Origin of the sequence: Methylomonas sp. LWB (assembly GCF_001856095.1) — a bacterium.
In the GTDB taxonomy this organism is placed as follows: Bacteria; Pseudomonadota; Gammaproteobacteria; order Methylococcales; family Methylomonadaceae; genus Methylomonas; species Methylomonas koyamae_A.
Genome location: NZ_MKMC01000023.1, coordinates 289,609 through 308,803, shown reverse-complemented (window position 1 = coordinate 308,803; position 19,195 = coordinate 289,609). Strand labels below are relative to the sequence as shown.

At 51.6% G+C, this 19,195-nt stretch carries 19 protein-coding genes; 10 read left to right on the top strand and 9 right to left on the bottom strand.

Features of this window, described 5'->3' with window-relative positions; translation table 11 throughout:
- Positions 1 to 594: 594 nt before the first annotated feature.
- Together sufB and BJL95_RS12025 are read right to left on the bottom strand one after the other, a co-directional pair.
- Complete coding sequence (gene sufB / locus BJL95_RS12030; protein ID WP_071158216.1) at positions 595 to 2,043, bottom strand: Fe-S cluster assembly protein SufB; 1,449 nt, start codon at positions 2,041 to 2,043, stop codon at positions 595 to 597.
- Positions 2,044 to 2,059: 16 nt separating this feature from the next.
- Complete coding sequence (locus BJL95_RS12025; RefSeq protein ID WP_071158215.1) at positions 2,060 to 2,509, bottom strand: SUF system Fe-S cluster assembly regulator; 450 nt, start codon at positions 2,507 to 2,509, stop codon at positions 2,060 to 2,062.
- Between the two features lie 491 nt (positions 2,510 to 3,000).
- Between BJL95_RS12025 and BJL95_RS12020 the strand changes: the two genes are divergently transcribed.
- Positions 3,001 to 4,479, top strand: coding sequence for a lipopolysaccharide biosynthesis protein (locus BJL95_RS12020; protein ID WP_064030148.1), 1,479 nt, complete (start codon positions 3,001 to 3,003; stop codon positions 4,477 to 4,479).
- 69 nt (positions 4,480 to 4,548) lie between these two features.
- Here BJL95_RS12020 and BJL95_RS12015 read toward each other — a convergent pair whose 3' ends face one another.
- Positions 4,549 to 5,496 carry a glycosyltransferase gene (locus BJL95_RS12015; protein ID WP_071158213.1) on the bottom strand — a complete coding sequence of 316 codons (948 nt, stop codon included), beginning with the start codon at positions 5,494 to 5,496 and terminating at the stop codon, positions 4,549 to 4,551.
- A 243-nt stretch (positions 5,497 to 5,739) separates the two neighbouring features.
- On the opposite strand from BJL95_RS12015, the gene BJL95_RS12010 reads away from it, so the two are divergent.
- The 4 genes from BJL95_RS12010 to BJL95_RS11995 all read left to right on the top strand — a co-directional run bounded on the left by BJL95_RS12010 (position 5,740) and on the right by BJL95_RS11995 (position 11,060).
- The gene (locus BJL95_RS12010) at positions 5,740 to 6,483 is read left to right on the top strand and encodes a polysaccharide deacetylase family protein (RefSeq protein WP_254786784.1); all 744 of its coding nucleotides are present in this window, start codon (positions 5,740 to 5,742) and stop codon (positions 6,481 to 6,483) included.
- A gap of 231 nt (positions 6,484 to 6,714) precedes the next feature.
- Positions 6,715 to 7,668 (top strand): glycosyltransferase, encoded by a 954-nt coding sequence (locus BJL95_RS12005; RefSeq protein WP_064030138.1) that lies wholly within the window; start codon positions 6,715 to 6,717, stop codon positions 7,666 to 7,668.
- Between the two features lie 18 nt (positions 7,669 to 7,686).
- A complete protein-coding gene (locus BJL95_RS12000; protein ID WP_064030136.1) occupies positions 7,687 to 8,949 on the top strand; it encodes a putative O-glycosylation ligase, exosortase A system-associated in 1,263 nt (420 codons plus the stop codon).
- A 644-nt stretch (positions 8,950 to 9,593) separates the two neighbouring features.
- Complete coding sequence (locus BJL95_RS11995) at positions 9,594 to 11,060, top strand: sulfatase (protein ID WP_175463704.1); 1,467 nt, start codon at positions 9,594 to 9,596, stop codon at positions 11,058 to 11,060.
- Here the strand turns inward: BJL95_RS11995 and BJL95_RS11990 are convergent.
- Positions 11,057 to 11,704, bottom strand: a complete 648-nt coding sequence (locus tag BJL95_RS11990) for a zf-TFIIB domain-containing protein (RefSeq protein WP_071158207.1) — start codon at positions 11,702 to 11,704, stop codon at positions 11,057 to 11,059. The two genes, BJL95_RS11995 and BJL95_RS11990, sit on opposite strands and share 4 nt — an antisense overlap.
- A gap of 154 nt (positions 11,705 to 11,858) precedes the next feature.
- Here BJL95_RS11990 and BJL95_RS11985 point away from each other — a divergent pair, with 154 nt between their 5' ends.
- The 5 genes from BJL95_RS11985 to BJL95_RS11965 all read left to right on the top strand — a co-directional run bounded on the left by BJL95_RS11985 (position 11,859) and on the right by BJL95_RS11965 (position 14,544).
- Entirely contained in the window at positions 11,859 to 12,404 is a 546-nt protein-coding gene (locus BJL95_RS11985) for a gamma carbonic anhydrase family protein (protein ID WP_064030130.1), read from the top strand.
- A gap of 441 nt (positions 12,405 to 12,845) precedes the next feature.
- Positions 12,846 to 13,031 carry a hypothetical protein gene (locus tag BJL95_RS11980; RefSeq protein WP_064030128.1) on the top strand — a complete coding sequence of 62 codons (186 nt, stop codon included), beginning with the start codon at positions 12,846 to 12,848 and terminating at the stop codon, positions 13,029 to 13,031.
- 2 nt (positions 13,032 to 13,033) lie between these two features.
- Positions 13,034 to 13,396 carry a hypothetical protein gene (locus tag BJL95_RS11975; protein WP_231883700.1) on the top strand — a complete coding sequence of 121 codons (363 nt, stop codon included), beginning with the start codon at positions 13,034 to 13,036 and terminating at the stop codon, positions 13,394 to 13,396.
- A 159-nt stretch (positions 13,397 to 13,555) separates the two neighbouring features.
- Positions 13,556 to 13,972 carry a bacteriohemerythrin gene (locus BJL95_RS11970; protein WP_071158205.1) on the top strand — a complete coding sequence of 139 codons (417 nt, stop codon included), beginning with the start codon at positions 13,556 to 13,558 and terminating at the stop codon, positions 13,970 to 13,972.
- Positions 13,969 to 14,544 (top strand): alpha-ketoglutarate-dependent dioxygenase AlkB, encoded by a 576-nt coding sequence (locus BJL95_RS11965; RefSeq protein ID WP_071158203.1) that lies wholly within the window; start codon positions 13,969 to 13,971, stop codon positions 14,542 to 14,544. Before BJL95_RS11970 ends, BJL95_RS11965 begins: the two co-directional genes overlap by 4 nt.
- A 204-nt stretch (positions 14,545 to 14,748) precedes the next feature.
- On the opposite strand, the gene BJL95_RS11960 is transcribed toward BJL95_RS11965, so the two are convergent.
- The 5 genes from BJL95_RS11960 to BJL95_RS11940 form a co-directional block, all read right to left on the bottom strand.
- Positions 14,749 to 15,678, bottom strand: coding sequence for a vWA domain-containing protein (locus BJL95_RS11960; protein ID WP_071158201.1), 930 nt, complete (start codon positions 15,676 to 15,678; stop codon positions 14,749 to 14,751).
- Positions 15,679 to 15,743: 65 nt separating this feature from the next.
- Positions 15,744 to 16,304, bottom strand: coding sequence for a hypothetical protein (locus tag BJL95_RS11955; protein WP_064030119.1), 561 nt, complete (start codon positions 16,302 to 16,304; stop codon positions 15,744 to 15,746).
- Positions 16,304 to 17,305, bottom strand: coding sequence for a vWA domain-containing protein (locus tag BJL95_RS11950; protein WP_071158199.1), 1,002 nt, complete (start codon positions 17,303 to 17,305; stop codon positions 16,304 to 16,306). The genes BJL95_RS11955 and BJL95_RS11950 overlap by 1 nt, the downstream gene beginning before the upstream one ends.
- Positions 17,302 to 18,282 carry a nonribosomal peptide synthetase MxaA gene (locus BJL95_RS11945; protein ID WP_254786783.1) on the bottom strand — a complete coding sequence of 327 codons (981 nt, stop codon included), beginning with the start codon at positions 18,280 to 18,282 and terminating at the stop codon, positions 17,302 to 17,304. The genes BJL95_RS11950 and BJL95_RS11945 overlap by 4 nt, the downstream gene beginning before the upstream one ends.
- Entirely contained in the window at positions 18,279 to 19,136 is an 858-nt protein-coding gene (locus BJL95_RS11940) for a DUF58 domain-containing protein (protein ID WP_071158197.1), read from the bottom strand. The genes BJL95_RS11945 and BJL95_RS11940 overlap by 4 nt, the downstream gene beginning before the upstream one ends.
- Positions 19,137 to 19,195: the final 59 nt, after the last annotated feature.

The window sequence follows — 19,195 nt, the reverse complement described above, 5'->3', positions numbered from 1 at the left end:
TCAAAAGCTCCGGTGTTCTGCGCGGCATACGGAACCAAAGCCATCAGCCTCCAAAGCTCGTATCACGTAGGATGTGCTGAACGCAGTGAAGCGCATCGATCGCGAACGATGCGCCTCCTAACGTCGGCAGCATCCTACAAATTCATCCACATCCAACATCAAAAGCTATCTAACCACTTTTTTACCTCGTTCCCACGCGCTGCGTGGGAACGCCGGGCTTGACCGAGCTGCGGCACAGCCACACCGTAACACGGTGCATCTGGATTCCCTCGCAACGCGTGGGAAACAGTCCCAAATAATCTAACCACTTTCAATCAGCGACGGGTTTACTCCCGTTATTCCGCCCCGAGCATCGCAGCTTTTGGCGAGATTGGCCCTTCCGAAAACCCTCGCCAAAAGCGAGAAGCGCAGGATTAAGGCGGAATTCCGGGTGGCCTTTTCTTTGGATACTTACTTTTGGCCAAACAAAAGAAAGTATCTCGGCTGTCGGGCCGAGACCCGACTTCAAAACACCCCGTCGCGATAGCGACACCTTAGAATCAAAAGCCCTTCACCCTAGCCCTCTCCCTGAGGGAGAGGGAACGAAAAACCTTTTTAACCAACCGCCCCTTCCAAACTAATCCCTAACAAAGCCTGTGCCTCCACCGCAAACTCCATCGGTAATTCCTTAAACACTTCCTTACAAAACCCATTCACAATCATCGATACCGCATCTTCGGCGGACAAACCGCGCTGCTCACAGAAGAACAATTGATCTTCGCTGATTTTGGATGTCGTGGCTTCATGCTCGACCTGCGCGGTCGGCTGCTTTACCTCCACGTAAGGAAAGGTATGGGCGCCGCAGCGGTCGCCGACCAGCAACGAGTCGCACTGAGTATGATTGCGGGCGTTTTCGGCGGATTTGGCGACTTTCACCAAGCCGCGATAGGTGTTCTGCGCCCGACCGGCGGAAATCCCTTTCGACACAATGGTGCTTCTAGTGTTTTTGCCGATGTGGATCATCTTGGTGCCGGTATCGGCCTGTTGTAGGTTGTTGGTCAAGGCCACCGAATAAAACTCGCCGACCGAATCGTCGCCCAACAACACGCAGCTCGGGTATTTCCAGGTGATCGCCGAGCCGGTTTCGACTTGGGTCCACGATACTTTGGCATTGCGGCCACGGCATTCGGCGCGCTTGGTGACGAAGTTGTAGATGCCTCCTTTGCCGTCTTTATCGCCCGGATACCAGTTTTGCACGGTGGAATATTTGATTTGTGCATTGTCCAGCGCGACCAATTCGACAACCGCCGCGTGCAGCTGATTTTCGTCGCGCATCGGTGCGGTGCAGCCTTCCAAATACGACACATGCGAGCCTTCGTCCGCGATAATCAAGGTGCGCTCAAACTGGCCGGTGTTAGCGGCATTGATGCGAAAATAGGTCGATAACTCCATCGGACAACGCACGCCTTTGGGAATGTAAACGAAAGACCCGTCGGTGAATACCGCTGAATTCAACGCGGCGAAAAAGTTGTCGCCAACCGGCACCACGGTACCGAGGTATTGCTTAACCAAGTCCGGATGTTCTTGCAACGCTTCGGAAATCGGGCAGAAAATCACGCCTGCGTCTTTCAACTTGCCTTTAAACGTGGTGGCGACCGATACGCTGTCAAACACGGCATCGACTGCGATGCCGGCCAGACGTTCTTGTTCGTCGAGCGGTATGCCGAGCTTTTTATAGGTATCCAACAATTCCGGGTCAACTTCGTCCAGAGACTTCGGTCCGGCCTTTTTGGACTTCGGCGCCGAGTAATAGCTGATGGCTTGATAATCGATAGGATCGATTTTAAGCTGAGCCCAATCCGGCGCCGGCATGGTTTGCCAGTGACGAAAGGCTTTCAAACGGTATTCCAGCATGAATTCCGGTTCGTTCTTCACCTTGGACAGCCTGCGGATTACGTCTTCGTCGAGACCGGGCGGAAAGGTGTCGACCTCCAACTCGGTGACGAAGCCTTGTTTGTACTCCTGGCTGATCAGTTGTTCGATTTCTTGGGCGGTTGCGGACATAGGCACTCTCGCTGAATTAACGGAATAAACGACTCACGGGTATCGTGACTTCTTCGGGCGGCTTGAACGGAACGATCATGTCGGCTAACGAAACCGACTCCAACGCTTGAGCGATCCGGTCGTTCAGCAGGTGCCACCTGCCTTGAATCCGACAACCGCTGGCTTGATCGCAACCTTTGTGAGAAACGGTACATTCGGTCAAAGCGATCGGACCCTCCAAGGCACTGATGACGGTCGCGACCGAAATCCGTTCCGGTTCCCTGGCCAACGAATAGCCGCCTTTCGCACCTCGAACGGAAGCAAGTACGCCGGCCTTGGTTAATATCTTCAAGATTTTACTGACCGTGGGCAGCGCAATCCCCGTGGTCCTAGACAGCTCTAAGGCCACATGTACGCGGGATTGGTCCCGCGCGATCACGCTAAGTATCACGGTTGCGTAGTCGGTCAACTTACTAAGCTTCAACATTCAAACCTCACAATTGAGACCATTCTAGTCCAATTTATTTACCTAGTAAAGTACTTGGTTATTCACTTACCCCTGCTCCCCTCAACTTCGGCTAAAATGTGGCAGCGATCCGCGATCCAAGGAGAACCTGTTGGACTAGATAAGGGGAAAGCCAGGTCTCATGCACTTGACTGGCTCATCAAGCCGATAACCAAACAATGTGAGCGACCTCTCCACCCACCAGCGCGCGACCAAGCAGAATGATTCGGGAAAAGCCGAGAAATGATTTTATAGACCGACTTAAAGACGTTAGGCTTATATCGCAAGCCACTAGAATGAAAAATCAAAAAAGACCCGACGATTTTTTTCTCCAACATATAAGTTTAATTTAAACCTCGGGAATACCCACCAAACTGTTACTACGATCTATCGAATAGATTCGATAGTATACGAACCGTTAGTTGATTATCAGCAACTTCCACACCTGCAATCAATAAAAAGCACACCCCAAAATGACTCAACCAAAAGATCAAATCCGAAAAAACAGCATTTGGGTGGTAATTGGGAAATTTGCCGAACAAACCAGTCAGTTCTTATTCGGTGTAATACTCGCTAGATTATTAACCCCGGAAGATTTTGGCCTGGTAGTTGCCATCCAAATCTTCACGGGACTGGCGGGATTCATATCAGGCGCAGGCATGGGCGGCGCCCTAATCCAAGCAAAGCAAGTGCATGCCGCCCATTTTCAAGTTGTATTTACAGTCCAATTGTTGATCTGCTGCGTCATCTATGCGTTATTCTACTATTCTGCTCCGTACTTGGCCGATTACATGCGCAATCCTATCTATACGGATCTAATTCGCGTATCCGCCTTGAGCTTCCTAACCAGACCATTCCTTAATGTACCTAGATCGAAATTAATTAGGGACATGAAGTTTAATATAATAACCACAAATGCAATAATAAGCGGACTAGCAACCGGTATTGCCAGCATAACTTTTGCTCATTACAATCACGGCGTATGGAGCCTAATATGGGGCGGGCTGGTCGGCGCTATAACCATAATTCCACTTACAATTTATTTTGCAAGACTCCCGTTGCGCATTAAATACGATTACCAAATAGCCAAAAATCTCGGCATAATGGGGGCGAAGTTTACCGCAAACGATATTTTAGTTTATCTACGCAATCAAGCTCCAAATTTTATAATTGGAAAAACATTGGGCCCATATAGCGTAGGACTTTTTAACAAAGGCGAAAGCCTAAGCGCCTACCCATTTTCATTTATTGCCGCATCAGCATACGATACAGTTTTCAGAGCATTATCCTCCTATCAAGACAACCTGGATAAAAGTAAATATATCTTCCTAAGGACCATAACTTTAGTCACAACTTACACCTTCCCATTTTATGTAGGCCTACTCTGGACATCGGAAGAATTTATAATAACCATTTTCGGCGAAAAATGGTTGCCGGCCGCCGCTCCACTCCAAATAATTTCAATATCCAGAATGTTCGCATGCATAGGAAACCCATCTGGAGCCGTTCTTGCAGCCCAAAATACACTCGGCGCTGAAATAATACTTCAATTTGTCAGTCTGCTTACAATCAGCGCAGGCTGTTGGTACGGAACAAAACAAGGCGATTTAACCATAATATCTTTAGCATTGTTACCTGGCATTGTTTTTATACACCTTACCGCTACATTAGTAGCTATGAATAAAATTCGAGTTTCATTACACAACCTACTGACAGCATTGAAACCCGCAATAATTTTAAATAGCCTATTATTTATCGAACTAGCCGTAACTGCATGGGCCCTGGATCGATACCAACCCAATTTGGAGATAAAATTACGGCTATTTTGTTTAGTAACATCCGGTAGCGCCTTTTACACTTTTTTGTTCCTAGCGCTACCTATCCAGTCGCTAAAATCGGAAGCGGAGAAATGGAAAGGGCTTTTGCGAATTAAAAAATATAAAACAGCATAAGAACTAAAATTTAATATCCACCATTATGATAAAAAACCATAAAATCAACTCAGCAGAAGTACCAGTCGATTATTTTTGATCACCTCGATCAAAAAAAACAATTAAATTGCGATACAAACCATACGGCAGTAAAGCGGGCAACATGTACTTTAAATCGGCAATACAAAAATAACCGGAAAATAACAACTTCCTAAACAAAGTTTGCGCGGTTATCAAATCTCGATCCCAAAAATTTTTATATGCTTGCCGCAACAATCTCCCCTTAGTAACATCAGCCACTCGTTCTTTCCCAATCTTATTAACAACATCCGGATGAGCACGCAAAAACTTCTGCTGAACATGCCAGTGATTTAGTGCGATTTTTAACCGATTCTTAGTAATCTGATCACCGTCATGGTGAAAATAATAGGCCAATACTTTCTCAACCCGATGAATAAGCCCCGGTATTGCTATGCGCAGCCACAAATCATAATCCATACACGACGTCAAGGATTCATCAAACCCCCCAACTTGGTCAATAACAGCCTTACGAATCAAAGCAGCGTGAATTGGCCAGGGACAAGCAGCCAAAATCTCAAGAATTTTTTCCTTGCGTTCAAAATCATCCGGAATATACGGTCGACAAAACTTGTCCTGCAACCCTAGATTTTGCCAACCACAGTAAACCAGCACGACATCGGGATTCGACACTAACTCCGCTACCATCACACTTAAGAACTCCGCATCCCAACCATCATCAGCATCCAAAAAAGCCACAAATTCACCGCGCGCCAACTTTAATCCCACATTCCTCGCGGCACCAGCCCCTTGGTTAGCTTGCGTCACAACCGATATCGCTGGATAGTAGCCGGATAAACGGTTTAAAATTGCCAAACTTTCGTCGCGAGAACCATCGTCAACCACAATAAGCTCAAAACAAGAATAGGTTTGCTCGAATAAACGTGTAATTGTATTTTCAATATACTTTGCCGCATTGAAGCACGGCATAATTATTGATACAAGTGGATTATCAGACATAACACCTCAAAATCATTAAAATCCTATACATCCAAAAATAAAATTTCATAAGAACCAATATAAAAACATGAAGCATTCAATTAATTTTAGCAGACTTTTTAGAAGCATCGGCGCACGATAACTCAGCAGAATTTCGGAATATTTCACAAGCATTCACATATTAATCACTAAAAATATGTTAAATATCGAAAACCAATAAAAATATTAATCAATATGAGCCGATATCCTAGCCCCATCGTATTAATGTATCACGGAACACCGAAAGAGACACCTATCTCCCGGTATTCCTTACAGGCTCGCCTGTTTAAAAAGCACATACAATACTTTAAAAAAAATGGCTGGCATACCGCGTTATTTAGAGATTTACTCGATATAAAATCGCTTCCAGAAAAGACAGTCATCCTAACATTTGACGACGGCTATCTCGATAATTACTTAGGAGCATATTTACCTTTGTTAGAAAACCAAATGAAGGCGACTTGGTTTATAGCGACAAAACACATCTCCAACAGCGCAAACTGGCTACCTTTCCGATCGCCTCAAAACGACTTGCTGTCGCACGAACAAATTCTGGATATGCATCGCAACCACATGGAAATCGGCTCTCACACCTGCAGCCATAGAGAACTACCAAGCCTCCACCTAAACGCGCAAATCGACGAACTTATTCACTCGAAGAAACTGTTAGAAACTTTGACAAATAGCTCGGTCACCAGCCTAGCCTACCCTTTCGGCCGTTATAACACTGATTCGCTGATCGCCGCGAGGGAGGCGGGATACAACTTGGCGTGTACTACTCAGCCAGGATGGCTACATTTAGAGCCAAATCCGCTGTTAATTCGGAGAATTACCATTTTTTCCGGCGACGATGACAAGATTTTAGCGCGAAAACTGTCTTTTGCCGATAATGATGTCTCTTGGCCGAAAATGATGCGTTATTATTCCGACAGAGTCCTAGATCGACTCGGATTAGTAAAGTCCGAGTGATTTTCCTTCTGTATTTCTGCAAACGAACCAGCGTCAGCTGGCATCGGCAACCAATTAACAACCCATTGATTTTAAAGCCCATCGCGTCCAGATAGGCGGTCAACTACCAGATCATCTTTTAGTTTCATGGCGATAAAAATATTTTTTGTCTACACTCTCTACCGGAGTTGCTAAAGACCCTAAAGATATCCGTTACGAGCTTCCTTAAATCATTTTCGCTATGTCGAACAAATGGATCCAAAACTAAAACTAACTTATGCCATGTGCAGCTACAATCGGGCCGATCGGCTTCGAAAATTAGTGGATGCTATTCGGGAGCAAGAATGCCCTATCCCTTACGAAATTTTAGTCGTTAACAACAACAGTACCGACCACACCGAACTTGAACTAGCCGAATTGTCGACAAACCCAGGAGCTACGCTTCGATGGGTTACCGAAACCGAACAAGGCATCGTCGCGGCCCGCAACCGCTGTTTAATTGAAGCGATGACTTCTGACATAATGGTATTTATCGACGATGATGAAATTCCATTACCCGGACTGCTATACGCTGCTACCGACGCCATCTGCAACGAAGGTGCTCAAGTTGCCGGAGGGAAAGTGGTGGTCGACTTCACTGGTCAACGACGGCCAAAATGGCTCGGAGACGAATTACTTGGCTTTCTCGCCGCCACTGATTACGGTGAAGCGCCGTTTTGGGTGACAAGTAAGGACACACCGTTATGGACTGCGAATATCGCATACGACATGAAAATATTCCGCGAAAATCCAGATCTACGGTTCGACAAGCGTTACGACAGGCAGGGAAAAGCAATCGGTGGCGGTGAAGATGTTATGATGTTCGGCCTCCTTCTGAATTCCGCTATGAAAATCCGCTACCGCCCAGATATGACGGTTCTACATTCCGTCGAACCTTGGCGGTTGAAGCCTAGCTACTTCCTAAAATTACATTTTAGCTCCGGCTTTAGAAGCGCCTATAATTGCGGAATTAAATATAAACGCAATTTTTTTGGAGTTCCTCTATTTCTATTTAGTCAGGCATTAAAATTATTTTTTTTGTGGCTAACTTTGGCATTAAAGAACCAAAAACTTGAATTAAGGAAATGCATGAATTTCACACATGCACTTGGGCAAATATGCGGTTACTTTAGTCGATGGAAAGAAAACCCAGACTATAGGATCTAATTAACACACAGGCCTCACGTGCGCGACATCGTTGTACTTATCTTTCTTTCAGGCTGCATTGTAGCCGCTATCAAACGGCCTTGGTGGGGCGTTTTGTCACTGGCGATTTTCAGTTACATGAATCCTCATGCCTATGCTTGGGGCTTCGTGCGCACCTTACCGGTTTACATGATTTTATTTTTGGTTGTCGTAATCAGTACATTTACCACCAAAGATAAGCAACCGATACCCAAAGACTGGAGAGTCACCGTCTTCTTCTTATTATGGGTGTATTTCATGTTTACGACGACTCAGTCGCCGCTTCAAGATATTGCTTGGTCCCGCTTCTGGTTTGTCACCAAAATATATATACCGTTTTACTTTACACTGACTCTAATCAACACAAGAACTAAACTGTACTACCTGATATCGACTATAGGTATTTCTATTGGCATTGTAGCCGTCAAAGGAGGGATATTCGCTATAGCCAAAGGGTTTTCTCATCGAGTTTACGGTCCACCAGGTACTCAGTTCGAAGACAACAATCAATTCGCGATAGCAATGCTAATGGTTATTCCATTATTATTAATCTTTCGACGCGAACTCAAAAATGAATTATTGAAGAGAGTTACTTTATTTTCGGTACCGGTTATTTACGCGGCCGCTTTATCCTCTTGGTCTCGCGGCGCGTTATTGACAATGATTGCATTGACGTTCATCTTGATTTCAAACTCAGGACGGAAATATTTAACGATTCCACTGGTTTTCGTCGGGGTATTTTTCGTTAAGGATTATTTACCGGATGAATGGTTCGGACGTATGCATACCATGGAAAGCTATGAAGAAGATCAATCGGCCATGGGCCGCATCGTTGCCTGGACCGACGGCTGGAATTATGCGGTAAGTCATCCGTTTACCGGTTGCGGTTTTGAAGGGTGGAAGTTCGTGACCTTACGCGATTGGCACAGTTCTTACGTGGAAATCCTAGCCGAGCACGGTTTTGTGGCGTTTGGCTTGTGGTTCTCGCTGTTGGCTGGCTCGTTAGTCAACCTAACGCTGCTCATGCGAAAAACCAAAGGCATCCCGGAACTGGAATGGGTCGGATATTACTGTCTGATGCTTAGGGCATCTCTGATCTGCTATATGATCGGAACTTTATTTTTAGGCTTGTCGTATTGGGATTTACTTTATCATTTAGTTTTCATTGCCGTGCTAATCAAAAAATTCGCTCTGGAGGAGCTGGCGCAAATATCCGCGACCAATTCGGGGCTTAAGAAACATAAACGAATCCCCGCTTACTAAATTTAACTCGGCCGTAGCGCATTTTAATGGAAACTGTCGCCCAGCTCCTCTACTCCGCTTGCCTTTCCTCGTTATTTGGCATGGTCGCTTTAATCAGCCAAACCTGGCACAACTATTCGCGAACCGGCCCTGGAATTCCGGAGGAAGTTGAACGGAAATTTCGCTGGCACATGGTTTATGCCGGTCTTCGCTTAGCCCTTTGGTGTTACGTGATATTTCTATTGACGGCGTTGCCGGGTCCTATATTCTGGCAAAGTTGCGCTCTACTATTGAATATCGAATTCAAAACCTCGACAGCATTTTTTTTCGGCTTATGCTCGAGTGCTCTTGTGATTGGATATTTCTTTTGTTACCAATTATTATTTTCTCCAGGCGCGATTCAATTATCGTTTCAGTATCGTTTTTCCAGGCTATATGGACTGCACGACGCATTGACGCCTGCAATATTGAAATCAATCAAATTCGCTGGCATCTTCGTTTGGGTGACAATATCAGGCTTGAGCTTGTTTTCAGCGGCTCTTCCGGAAACCGTTTATATTTTCGCGATCAACCTTATATACGGTTGGTTAGCGATCAGTATTAGGGTCAAGGAACCCGCGCCGCTCGAATCCAAACCAAAATCACCGTCCTTCCCGAACATTGTCATGATCGGTGCCGACACCTTGCGTTGCGACCGCCTTGGCGCTTATCGCTATCGCAGAAATCTGACACCGAATATCGACAAGTTGTGCGCCGACGGCGTGTTACTTGGAAACTGTATAACCCCGGTGGCTAGAACGGCGCCCAGTGTCGCGTCGTTGTTTTCGGGTTTATGGCCCTACCAACATGGCATTCGCGACAACTACCCGTCCGCGGCGGAATGCCGGCTACCTCATCCAAGTTTAGTGCAGTGCTTAAAAGCCCAAGGCTATTCGACCCTAGCGGTTTCCGACTGGGCCGGCGCGGACTTCGGGAAAATAGACTTCGGATTCGAAACCGTATCGTTGCCCGAAGATCAGTGGAATCTCAAGTTGTTGTTCAGACAAGGACCGTCCGTCATTCGCGGTTTTTTATCGTTGTTTACCAACAATTCACTGGGAAAAAAGTACCTGCCAGAGTTGTATTATCTGGCTGGTATGCCGCTGACCGGTAAGCTAGGCCGGGAATGCCGCCAATTTATTGCGTCGGCGGCGCGAGAGGAGCGCCCGTTTTTTCTGAATCTGTTTACCTCGACCACGCACGTTCCGTTTACCTGCGATTACCCCTATTACAAGTTATTCACACCTGAGAATTACCGAGGCGAGTCGAAATTCATCATGACCAAACTCGCCACGCCTTGCGAAATCGTCGATAAACAGCAGAGAGGTTCGGATTATTTCGACGTACCGCAGATCATCAATCTCTACGACAGCTGCGTCAGACAATTCGACGACGAGGTCGGCAAAATCGTTGATTTTATCGAACAATCGGGTTTGTCCGAAAACACGCTGATTGTGATTTACAGCGACCACGGCGCCGATTTTTTCGAGACCGGCTGTTGGGGGCAAGGCAACACGCTGTTAGGCAAGGATCCAAGCGGCCGCATCCCGCTGGTCATGAAAGGCCCCGGCATGCCGAAAGGCGTCAAATTCGAGCCGGTTTGCCGCGCCGTGGATGTGATGCCGACATTGCTTGGCTGGTTAAAGCTGGACGTTCCGGAACATTTACCGGGCACCAACCTGATGCCCTACATTCTTGAAAACCGATCGCCCAATCTATACGCCTATCAGGAAACCGGAATTTGGCTCGGCAAGGTGCCGGGCCTGCATCCCGAGCAAATCCTTTACCCCAACATCGTCGAATTGTTGGATATCCCCGACCAGCAAGCCGGCACATTGGTCATCAACGCCAAGTATTATCCAACCGTGATCCAAGCGAAGAGCCGTTCGATACAAGACGAGCGCTGGAAATTGATTTGCATCGCGACCCACCGCGGCCCGGTGTACCAACTCTACGATTTGGAAACCGATGCCTATCGGGATGTAGCGTCGGAATTTCCCGAGAGTTATGCCCGCCTGCAAGCACAGCTGGCGATTCATTTGAAAGCGGATCCATACTGGAATCCCGCTCCGACCACACCGTCGGCCGCTTAAGACAACAAATTCGCCAACAATTCGGCGACCGCTAACCAATCGCGTGAGTCGCCGTCATGCGCCGCTTTCATGGTAGAAAGTGTTGCCGATTTAGCATTGGCGGCGGATTGCCGCTTGGCCACCGGACGCTTGTTCGCCAACATTCGACCTCCCGCCCGCTGCCACTCCAGCAAATGACTGATTTGACCGCCGTCCAGCCATACGCCGTGACTCGCGCAACGATCCACTACCACGCCGCTACGGTAACCGTACAGTACCCGGTTCATCAACACTCGGCATACCGGACACTTTAAGTAACGGACGCGCGCGTCCGCCGAATAGCGCTCGCGGTTAATGCCGTCCAACCAAGCCCGATCGACAGCCAATGTCGATCCGGCCGTCCGCGCCAACAAAGTTTCGATTTCCCCAGGATCGAAAAACAAGCCATAACAAGTCTCGCAACGTTCGATATGCAAAACCTGTTCGCCTTTCAGTGCCACGGTTTGCAACGGGGTGTCGCACACCGGACAAATTCTCGAGGTCTGAGTCCCAATCGGGCTGAAATCATACTTGCCCGATAGATCGATATCATTGCGCACACCGCAATACCGGCAAATCTGACTATTCGCCGCCAACGGCGCGGAACACGCGCTACATTTCGCCATTTTCGGTTCCCTATAAAGTCCGCTCCGACGTCATCGACCATGCCGCCACTTTTGAAAATAAAGTTCCACGCCCACCAAGCTTCTTTTCAGTACTGGCGCGGCATCGTGCAATTGCGTAACATTTTGGCAATTATGGCAAAGAACAGGAGTTCACGTGGCAATCAGAACCTATCAATCCAGCAAACCCAAGCTCGGCGAGCGTGTCCTGATCGACGAAACCGCCGTCGTCATCGGTAGCGTAGAATTGGGCGACGACGTTTCGGTCTGGCCAACCGCAGTCTTGCGCGGCGACGTGGAGAAAATTTGCATCGGTAATGCCAGCAATGTTCAAGACGGCTCCATCTTGCACGTGTCGCACGCTGGCGACTATTCGCCGAGCGGCTATCCCCTAAGGATAGGCGAGTCCGTCACGATCGGTCATCGCGCCGTTATTCACGGGTGCACGATAGGCAATTATTGCCTGATCGGCATTGGCGCCATCATCATGGACGGGGCGGTGCTCGGCGACTACAGCATGCTGGGTGCCGGCGCGCTAGTGCCGCCGGGTAAAAAATTGGAAGGCGGATATCTGTACATCGGCGTACCCGCCAAGGCCGCTCGCGCGCTAACCGACGACGAGAAGATCTTTTTGGCCTACTCCGCGTCGCACTACGTCAAACTCAAGGACAGTTATCTGGACCGCAAAGCCACCCCGGAGTGATCGCGGTTTACACTCACGGCCCAAAACATGATTCGGCTAACCACCAGCCGTTGACCGGCCGGTCGCAGGCCCTCTGGTCGTCCTGAATCAGCGGCCTATTCTTCGTCCTTGGATCGCACGCCCCGAAGCGACGACGCCCATTATTAATATTGAAACGATATTTGTTTGACAAGCCCGGCCGCTTGTTATATTGTTTCGATTCGCTACCAATAACGGACGCCGATCACGCGGTTTTTGAATTGTTGGTTGCGCGCGGCTCTTGCCCTCGGCCGCGCCCGACCTTCCGGCACTGATCCACCAACCCTCCGGTCTATTCCTCTTGTCCGGCGTCCGCCGGTAGCGAAACCGGAAATCGAGTTCCCGGCCGAAGTTGGCCGACAACACCGGCTTCCATTCTTACTAGACCCGACTTCGGCCATCGCCGAAAATAAGAGGTAAACCATGAGTGAAGTACACCAAGAGAAAGATCATTTCGTACTGTATGTTGTCGTGACGGTCGTCGTGGTCGTCGGCGCGATATTGGCGGTCAAGCTGAACGAAAACGAAAAATTCGCCCCCATCAAGGACCAAATCAACGAGGAACACCGTTTAATGAATATCCGCGTCATCGCCAACCGGGAGGACTGAATATGCGCAAATTTCCGTTTATGTTGAGTTTGCTGCTGACCATGTTGATCAACACACCGCTGCAAGCCACCGAATATATTTATCGCGACCTGATGGCCAATAGTCTGGCACCGGCGCATTGCGACGCCGAACCCAAGGCGCGCGACGCCGCGGCCAAACCCTATAACATCGAACGCTTCAGCAAGAAGTTCTGCCAAACCCAAGGTTACGGTTGGCACGTCGAAGAAATCAAAACCGCGGGTAACACCGTTTGCGACAGTTGCGGAAACCAAGCCGATTTAAAACGCTGTCACCAGGAAGACATTGTCGTCAGTTGTAAACGTATCAAACCCGGCACGGTCGGTATGTTACCCGGCAAAGGCTAATATTGATCGACCTTGATGTGGCAGTTTGGCGCCCGGCGCCGCTGCCACCCCTTGGTCGGGTCACGCCGACGACACCTCATGTGTCGGGCATAAAATCTGCTTGAAAGTCTCGATAAGAAATCCGTTGCGTAAACATCAACTATCGTTTGGGTGGACGACATGACCTTACTTTCGGCGGCCGAAACGGCCCCGGTCGGATACGACGCGATCGATCACGACCATCAATCCTTCATCGCGTTGGTAAATCAGTTGGATAGCGCGGACAATAACGAATTTCCCGCCCTGTTCCGCGAACTCTATCACCATACCGAACAGCACTTCGAGCTGGAAAACCAATTGATGCAAACCTTCGCCTTCCCGGCGGAAACCGAACACAAAGGCGAACACCAGCGCGTTTTGGCCGAATTCAAACAATTTCAGTCGCGCATCGACAAAGGCCTGATTCCGTTCGGGCGCGCCTTCGTCAAAGACAGGCTGCCGCAATGGTTCAAATTACATGTCGCGACGATGGATAGCGCGTTGGCCGCCCATATCCATCAAGCGAACTCGCGCGCCGGAGACACCAACGCCGCATGAGCGCCGTTCCCGAACTTGAGTTAATCGAGGGATTTTACAACCAAGCCGACTGTCGGCAACTCCTCGAACGCTTGCTCGACGAACAGGATTGGCCAAACAACCGTTACCAAGTCGGTGAACGCTGGTTCGAACTGCCGAGACAGCAAACTTGGCATGCCGACCCCGGCATTCGTTACAGTTACAGCAACAATCTGCTGGTCGCCCGGCCCTGGACCCCGTTGTTGTCCGAACTAAGAGCCGCTATCGAGCGCCGTTTGAACGCGAAATTCAACGCGGTACTGGTGAATCTCTACCGCGACGGTAACGACTACGTCGGCTGGCATTCGGACAACGAACGCGAAATGGGAGACGAACCATTGATCGCTTCGCTGAGTTTGGGCGCCACCCGTACCTTCGCCTACCGCCACAAGCGAAGCGGGGAACAAGGCAGCACCCGACTAAACGCAGGCACGCTACTGACCATGCGACCATCCTTTCAACACGATTGGCGGCACAGCGTCCCGCCGGCACCGGAAGTCGCCGATCCCAGGATTAATCTAACATTTCGCTACGTCCTGCCGCCGCCTAACTAAGTCGCTGGTACGACGGGTGCGCCGTGTCCGGCGCATAAAAGGCAAAGGCGGTCTTACCGGATTTCTTGACGGTATACCTTACCCCGTCAGCCGGCGAACTCAACTCTTCGGCGTCCTCGCCGTGATCGGGAAACGATACAATCCCAATTCTGCACAATTCGACGACAAGGCAGTTTTTGCTTGGGTCACCGATATTTACCCGGCCTATTTTACGAAAACACCCACCAGCGCCAACAGCGCCAGACCGGCGTATTGCCACGCAACATCTTCGGAAACGACGCCGGGTTTGGCGAATGCCGCTTGCTGCAAGGCCGGCCGCAAACTGCCGGGATCGGTCAGACGTTGATAGCTCAATCCAGCTTCCGCGGCCAAGCGTCTCAGATAATCTTCGTGGAGGCGACTCATATGTTCGTCGCCGATCACCGCTTGGCTGCCGAACGGCGCATTGCGAGCGTCATAGCCTTGAATTTTTTCCGGGTTAAGATCGGATTCGCCGAAGGTCGAGCGATGCGGGACGTCTTCGGGTTTGTAAAAACCCAGGCGCTGGCCGTTGGCATCGAATTTGGGGATCGGTGCGGGGTTATCGCCGCCGACGCCGATAATCACGCCTTGCACTTGACCGCGAAACCCGCCGAGATCGGGCTGGTAGCGCGCGTTGGGCGGAGGAGCCTCCTGGCCGTCGGTCAAGAACACCAAGGTTTCCTCGCGTGTTTTGAAATCTTCCAAAGTCCTGGCCAGGCCGGCGGCGATCCGACTATCGGCGGCCCACGCCATCCGCCAATCCAAAGCCGCCAACGCCGCGTCGATTTCGTTGAAGCCGGAGCAGACTTCGATGGGCTCGAACAACAGCGCCGATCGGCGTTCGGTGAATATCCCCAAACCGACGCGCGATTGGCACGGCAACGCCAGCAGTTGCTCGCGCAGACTGTGTTTGACAAAGTCCAGCCGGCTGACGGCTCGCCCTTCCCACACATAATCTTCGGCATTCATGCTGCGGGTAATATCCACGACGAAGATCAACTGGTATAGCGGGCGCTGCCGTTGTCGAGTCGGGCCCGTCGCGGCCAGCACGATCATCAATAGCGCCAGCACTAACAGCCACCAGCGGTAGTCTCTAAAATTCGGTCCGGGCATGGCGATTCAACGATGCATAATGAGACGGCCGGCGCCGAGACCCCGGCGTGCGCGTTGGGCACTGCTCATGGCAAACCGCGTGGAAATCCGGGCAGCGTGGTCCACAGCTGGGTCTTTTCCCGACCGTCGTCCGGTTCGTGACCGCTATTGACCCTATCCATTTCCGGCAACAGCCGCATCGCCACTTCCAGATTGTACTTGGCATCCCAGTAGCCCGGCTCGGCGATCAGCGCGTCGCGATAGGCTTGCTTAGCCAAGCCGACCAACGGCGTCGCATCGTTGATATTGCCGGCGTGTAGCTTTTCTTGCGCCTGCGCCATATACAAATTCCCCAGATTGTAACGCGCCTGTGCCTGCAAGGCCGGCGGGGCCTGCCGCAGCAAGACGTTCAAGGTTGCCAACGCATCGTCGTAGCGGCCGGCCTTGCGCAAATACACCGCTCTCGCCATCCGTAGAGACGGCGGCGCGTCCGCCAGATCTTCGACCTCTACGTCGCGACCGGCCAGCAATTGCTCGATCAATTGGTTTTGGCCGGCCAGCCGATAGAGACGGGCTCCTTGTACCAAACCGACCAACAGTGCGGTCAGCAAGCCCGCCCAGAGCAAACCGTGTGTGAGACCGCGCATCAGTATTTGACCTCGCAAAGTTTGGCGCCTATCAGCAAAGCCGCTAGCCCGGCGGCGACTCGGTAGCACAGCGGGGTTAAATCCTGCTTGGGAATCCGTTCGAAATAGTGCAAGGGGCGATGCTCCAAACGATTGATATCGTCTATCGCCTGACGCATCGCACCGGGATTTTCGGCTTCGTAAGCTTGATAGGGAATATTCAGGCTGGAAAAAAATAAATGTAAATAGCGTTCGGGCATGGCTTGAGCGTTATCGTCGCGCGGATCGGTCGGCATCTCGAACAAACCCGGACTGTTCGCGGTGCGCAAAAACACCCAGTACAAGCGCACTTGACGCTGCTTGAACAACTGGCGCAATTTGGCCTCGCTGTCCGGGTCTATCACCGCCGCTCCGTCGGAGACCAACAAAACGATACGCGAACCCGATACCGGTCGGTCGTCGAAATACGATAACGCCAAGGCCAAGCCCTTGCTAACGTTGGTATAGGCCAGCGCCGGCTGGGCCGTCGCGGCGATCGCCGCTCGAACCGCCGGTTTGTTTTCGGTCAACGGCATCACGAACAACGGCGAAGTACTGTAGGCCGCGACACCGATCAAATCGTGATCGCGATGATCGACAAACTGGGTCAGCAATCGGCGGGCCGCCGCGGCCTTCGATTCTTCGCCGCTTCCCCCGTTGAGATGCCCGACGTCGGGCGCCTTGCCGGCGAACGTGTTGTCCATGCTATTGCTGCGATCCAGCAACAACACGATGTGGGCGCCGTGACCGATGCGCTCCACCTGCTGCTCCTTGCGATACGGCCCAGCCAAACCCAACACCAGCGCCGCGATCGTCAACGCGCCGAGCAGACGGAGCAGCGCGTCTACCACATTCGAGAACGGATCGGCCGGCAGCAAGTCCAGCGCCGGATGTTCGCTGGCGCGCATGCCCAAACGCCACAGCGGCAACGCGCATAGTACTAAACCGGCCAGCGGCCAGACCTGTTCGACAGCCAAATTCATCGGGCGCCCCGTTCGACATCTCGACACTGGCCGCAGAGTCGGCGTAAGCGCTCGATCGCGTCGTCGGTCGCGGCCGTCTGGTCGGCAAAGAAAAATCGGTTGGAATAGTCGAAGAACCAGCTCAACTCGCCTTGCAACGGCCGGTAATGCGGGTGGGCTCCGAAAAAATCCTCCAGTCGGTGCCCGAATAGCGGTCCGCCGTGCAAGCGATTCAACGCGCCGTGCATGACCGTCAGCGCTTCGGCCATCTGCACGGCCCGCAGGCCGCGCAATTGCCGACTGGCGCGCTTGAATAGGCTACGCCGGGGCAGTCCCGGCAAATAGCCGTATTGCCAAGCCAGCCGCAAGCCAAGCGCCAGCGCCGCCAGACCCGCGACTAGCATATTACGCAGAACATCGGCGCCCGAGATTGGCGCCGGCGGCTGATCGGGCCGCAGATACTCGCCGGCTTCATCCTGTCGAGCAATCAACTCGCGTAGCGGCGCCACGGTAAATTGCCAGTCCGGGACTCGCTGTTCGAGGCTTTGCCCGTGCTGACTGAAACGCAACGGGAAACCCGGAATCGTCAGCGCCTTGACCTCCAGCGGCGCGTAGAACACCTGATATTCCAAATTCACCCGATATTCGTCGTCGCCCAACGGTTCGACTTCCGCTTGGCGCAGATGCAACCATCGGTTCATCGGTCCGAGCTTGGGCAGGCTATCCGCGTGCAATACCACGCCGGACCGGGTCTGGACGGTGATCCGCATCGGTATCGTATCGCCGATTTGGTAGCCGAAAGGCCGCGGCGTCTCCACCCGCCATGCGCTGACCGGCCGGATTGGCGCGGCGGAGCATGCCGCCAATAATCCGGCGGTCAAGCTCAATACCCCGGCACGAATCCAGTAAACGACGGCTCCCCGACGTTCGGTAAGCGCCGACACCGGCGAACAAGGCCGGCCTTCTTGGCGGCATAGGTTACTCGGCGCGCGCATCATGCCGCCCGTGCTAGAAAGTACTGGTTGAATTGCTCGGCCCGGTACCCTTGCTCAATAAACATCGGCTCGTGACCGAAGGCCCGGAACGCGTGCTGCAGTTGCCGACGGCGTTGCTGATAGGCGGTTTCGATACGACGTTTCAATGCCGGCCGCATCCATACGCGGCGGCGACGCCCGGTTTCCAGATCTTGCCAGACCAACAAGCCCCAGTCCGGCATGGTCAGATATTCCTGTTCGTCCCAGAGGAGCAAGGGCACCAATTCGTGACGGCCCAGACTCGCCAGCAACGCGGGCAAGCGAACCAGCGGCCAATGGCCGTCGCCGATCAAAAACACCAGGGAACGTCGAGCCGGCAGATAGGCTTGGGCCCGCCACAAGCCATCGCATCCGGGCTTTAACTTAAGTCGAGACAAGGCCTCAAACCAACGTTCCACGCCGCCGAGGTCTATCGATCCGGGCGGTTGAAATACCAAGGGCCTATCGGTTGCGCCGAACCCGGCGAAGCCCACCCGATCTCCCGCGACATGGGCGGATTCGACGATCGCCCGTAAGATTTCGACGATCGTTCGGCGTTTATCGCGCCGGCCGACGAAAGCCATCGAGGCCGACAAGTCGGCCAGCACCATGACTTCGACCCGGCTATGCTCCTGATGCGCCTTAACCCGGTACTGGCCAAACGGGTCTAGCAGACTGGCGCGCAGGTCTATCCGTCGGGGGTCCGGCCTCGCGATCAGGGGTTCGTGCCGCTTGAACAATTGTCCGTTGCCGACCATCTGCCCAGGGTGCGCTCCTGGATAGACTTGAACAGCCGGACCCGACAAGCGGTATTGGAAAGGTTCGATATTGATCGCCATGAAACTCGATGCAGCTAGCGGTGGACTTGGATCGGCATGAAGGAAGGAACGGCTCCGCC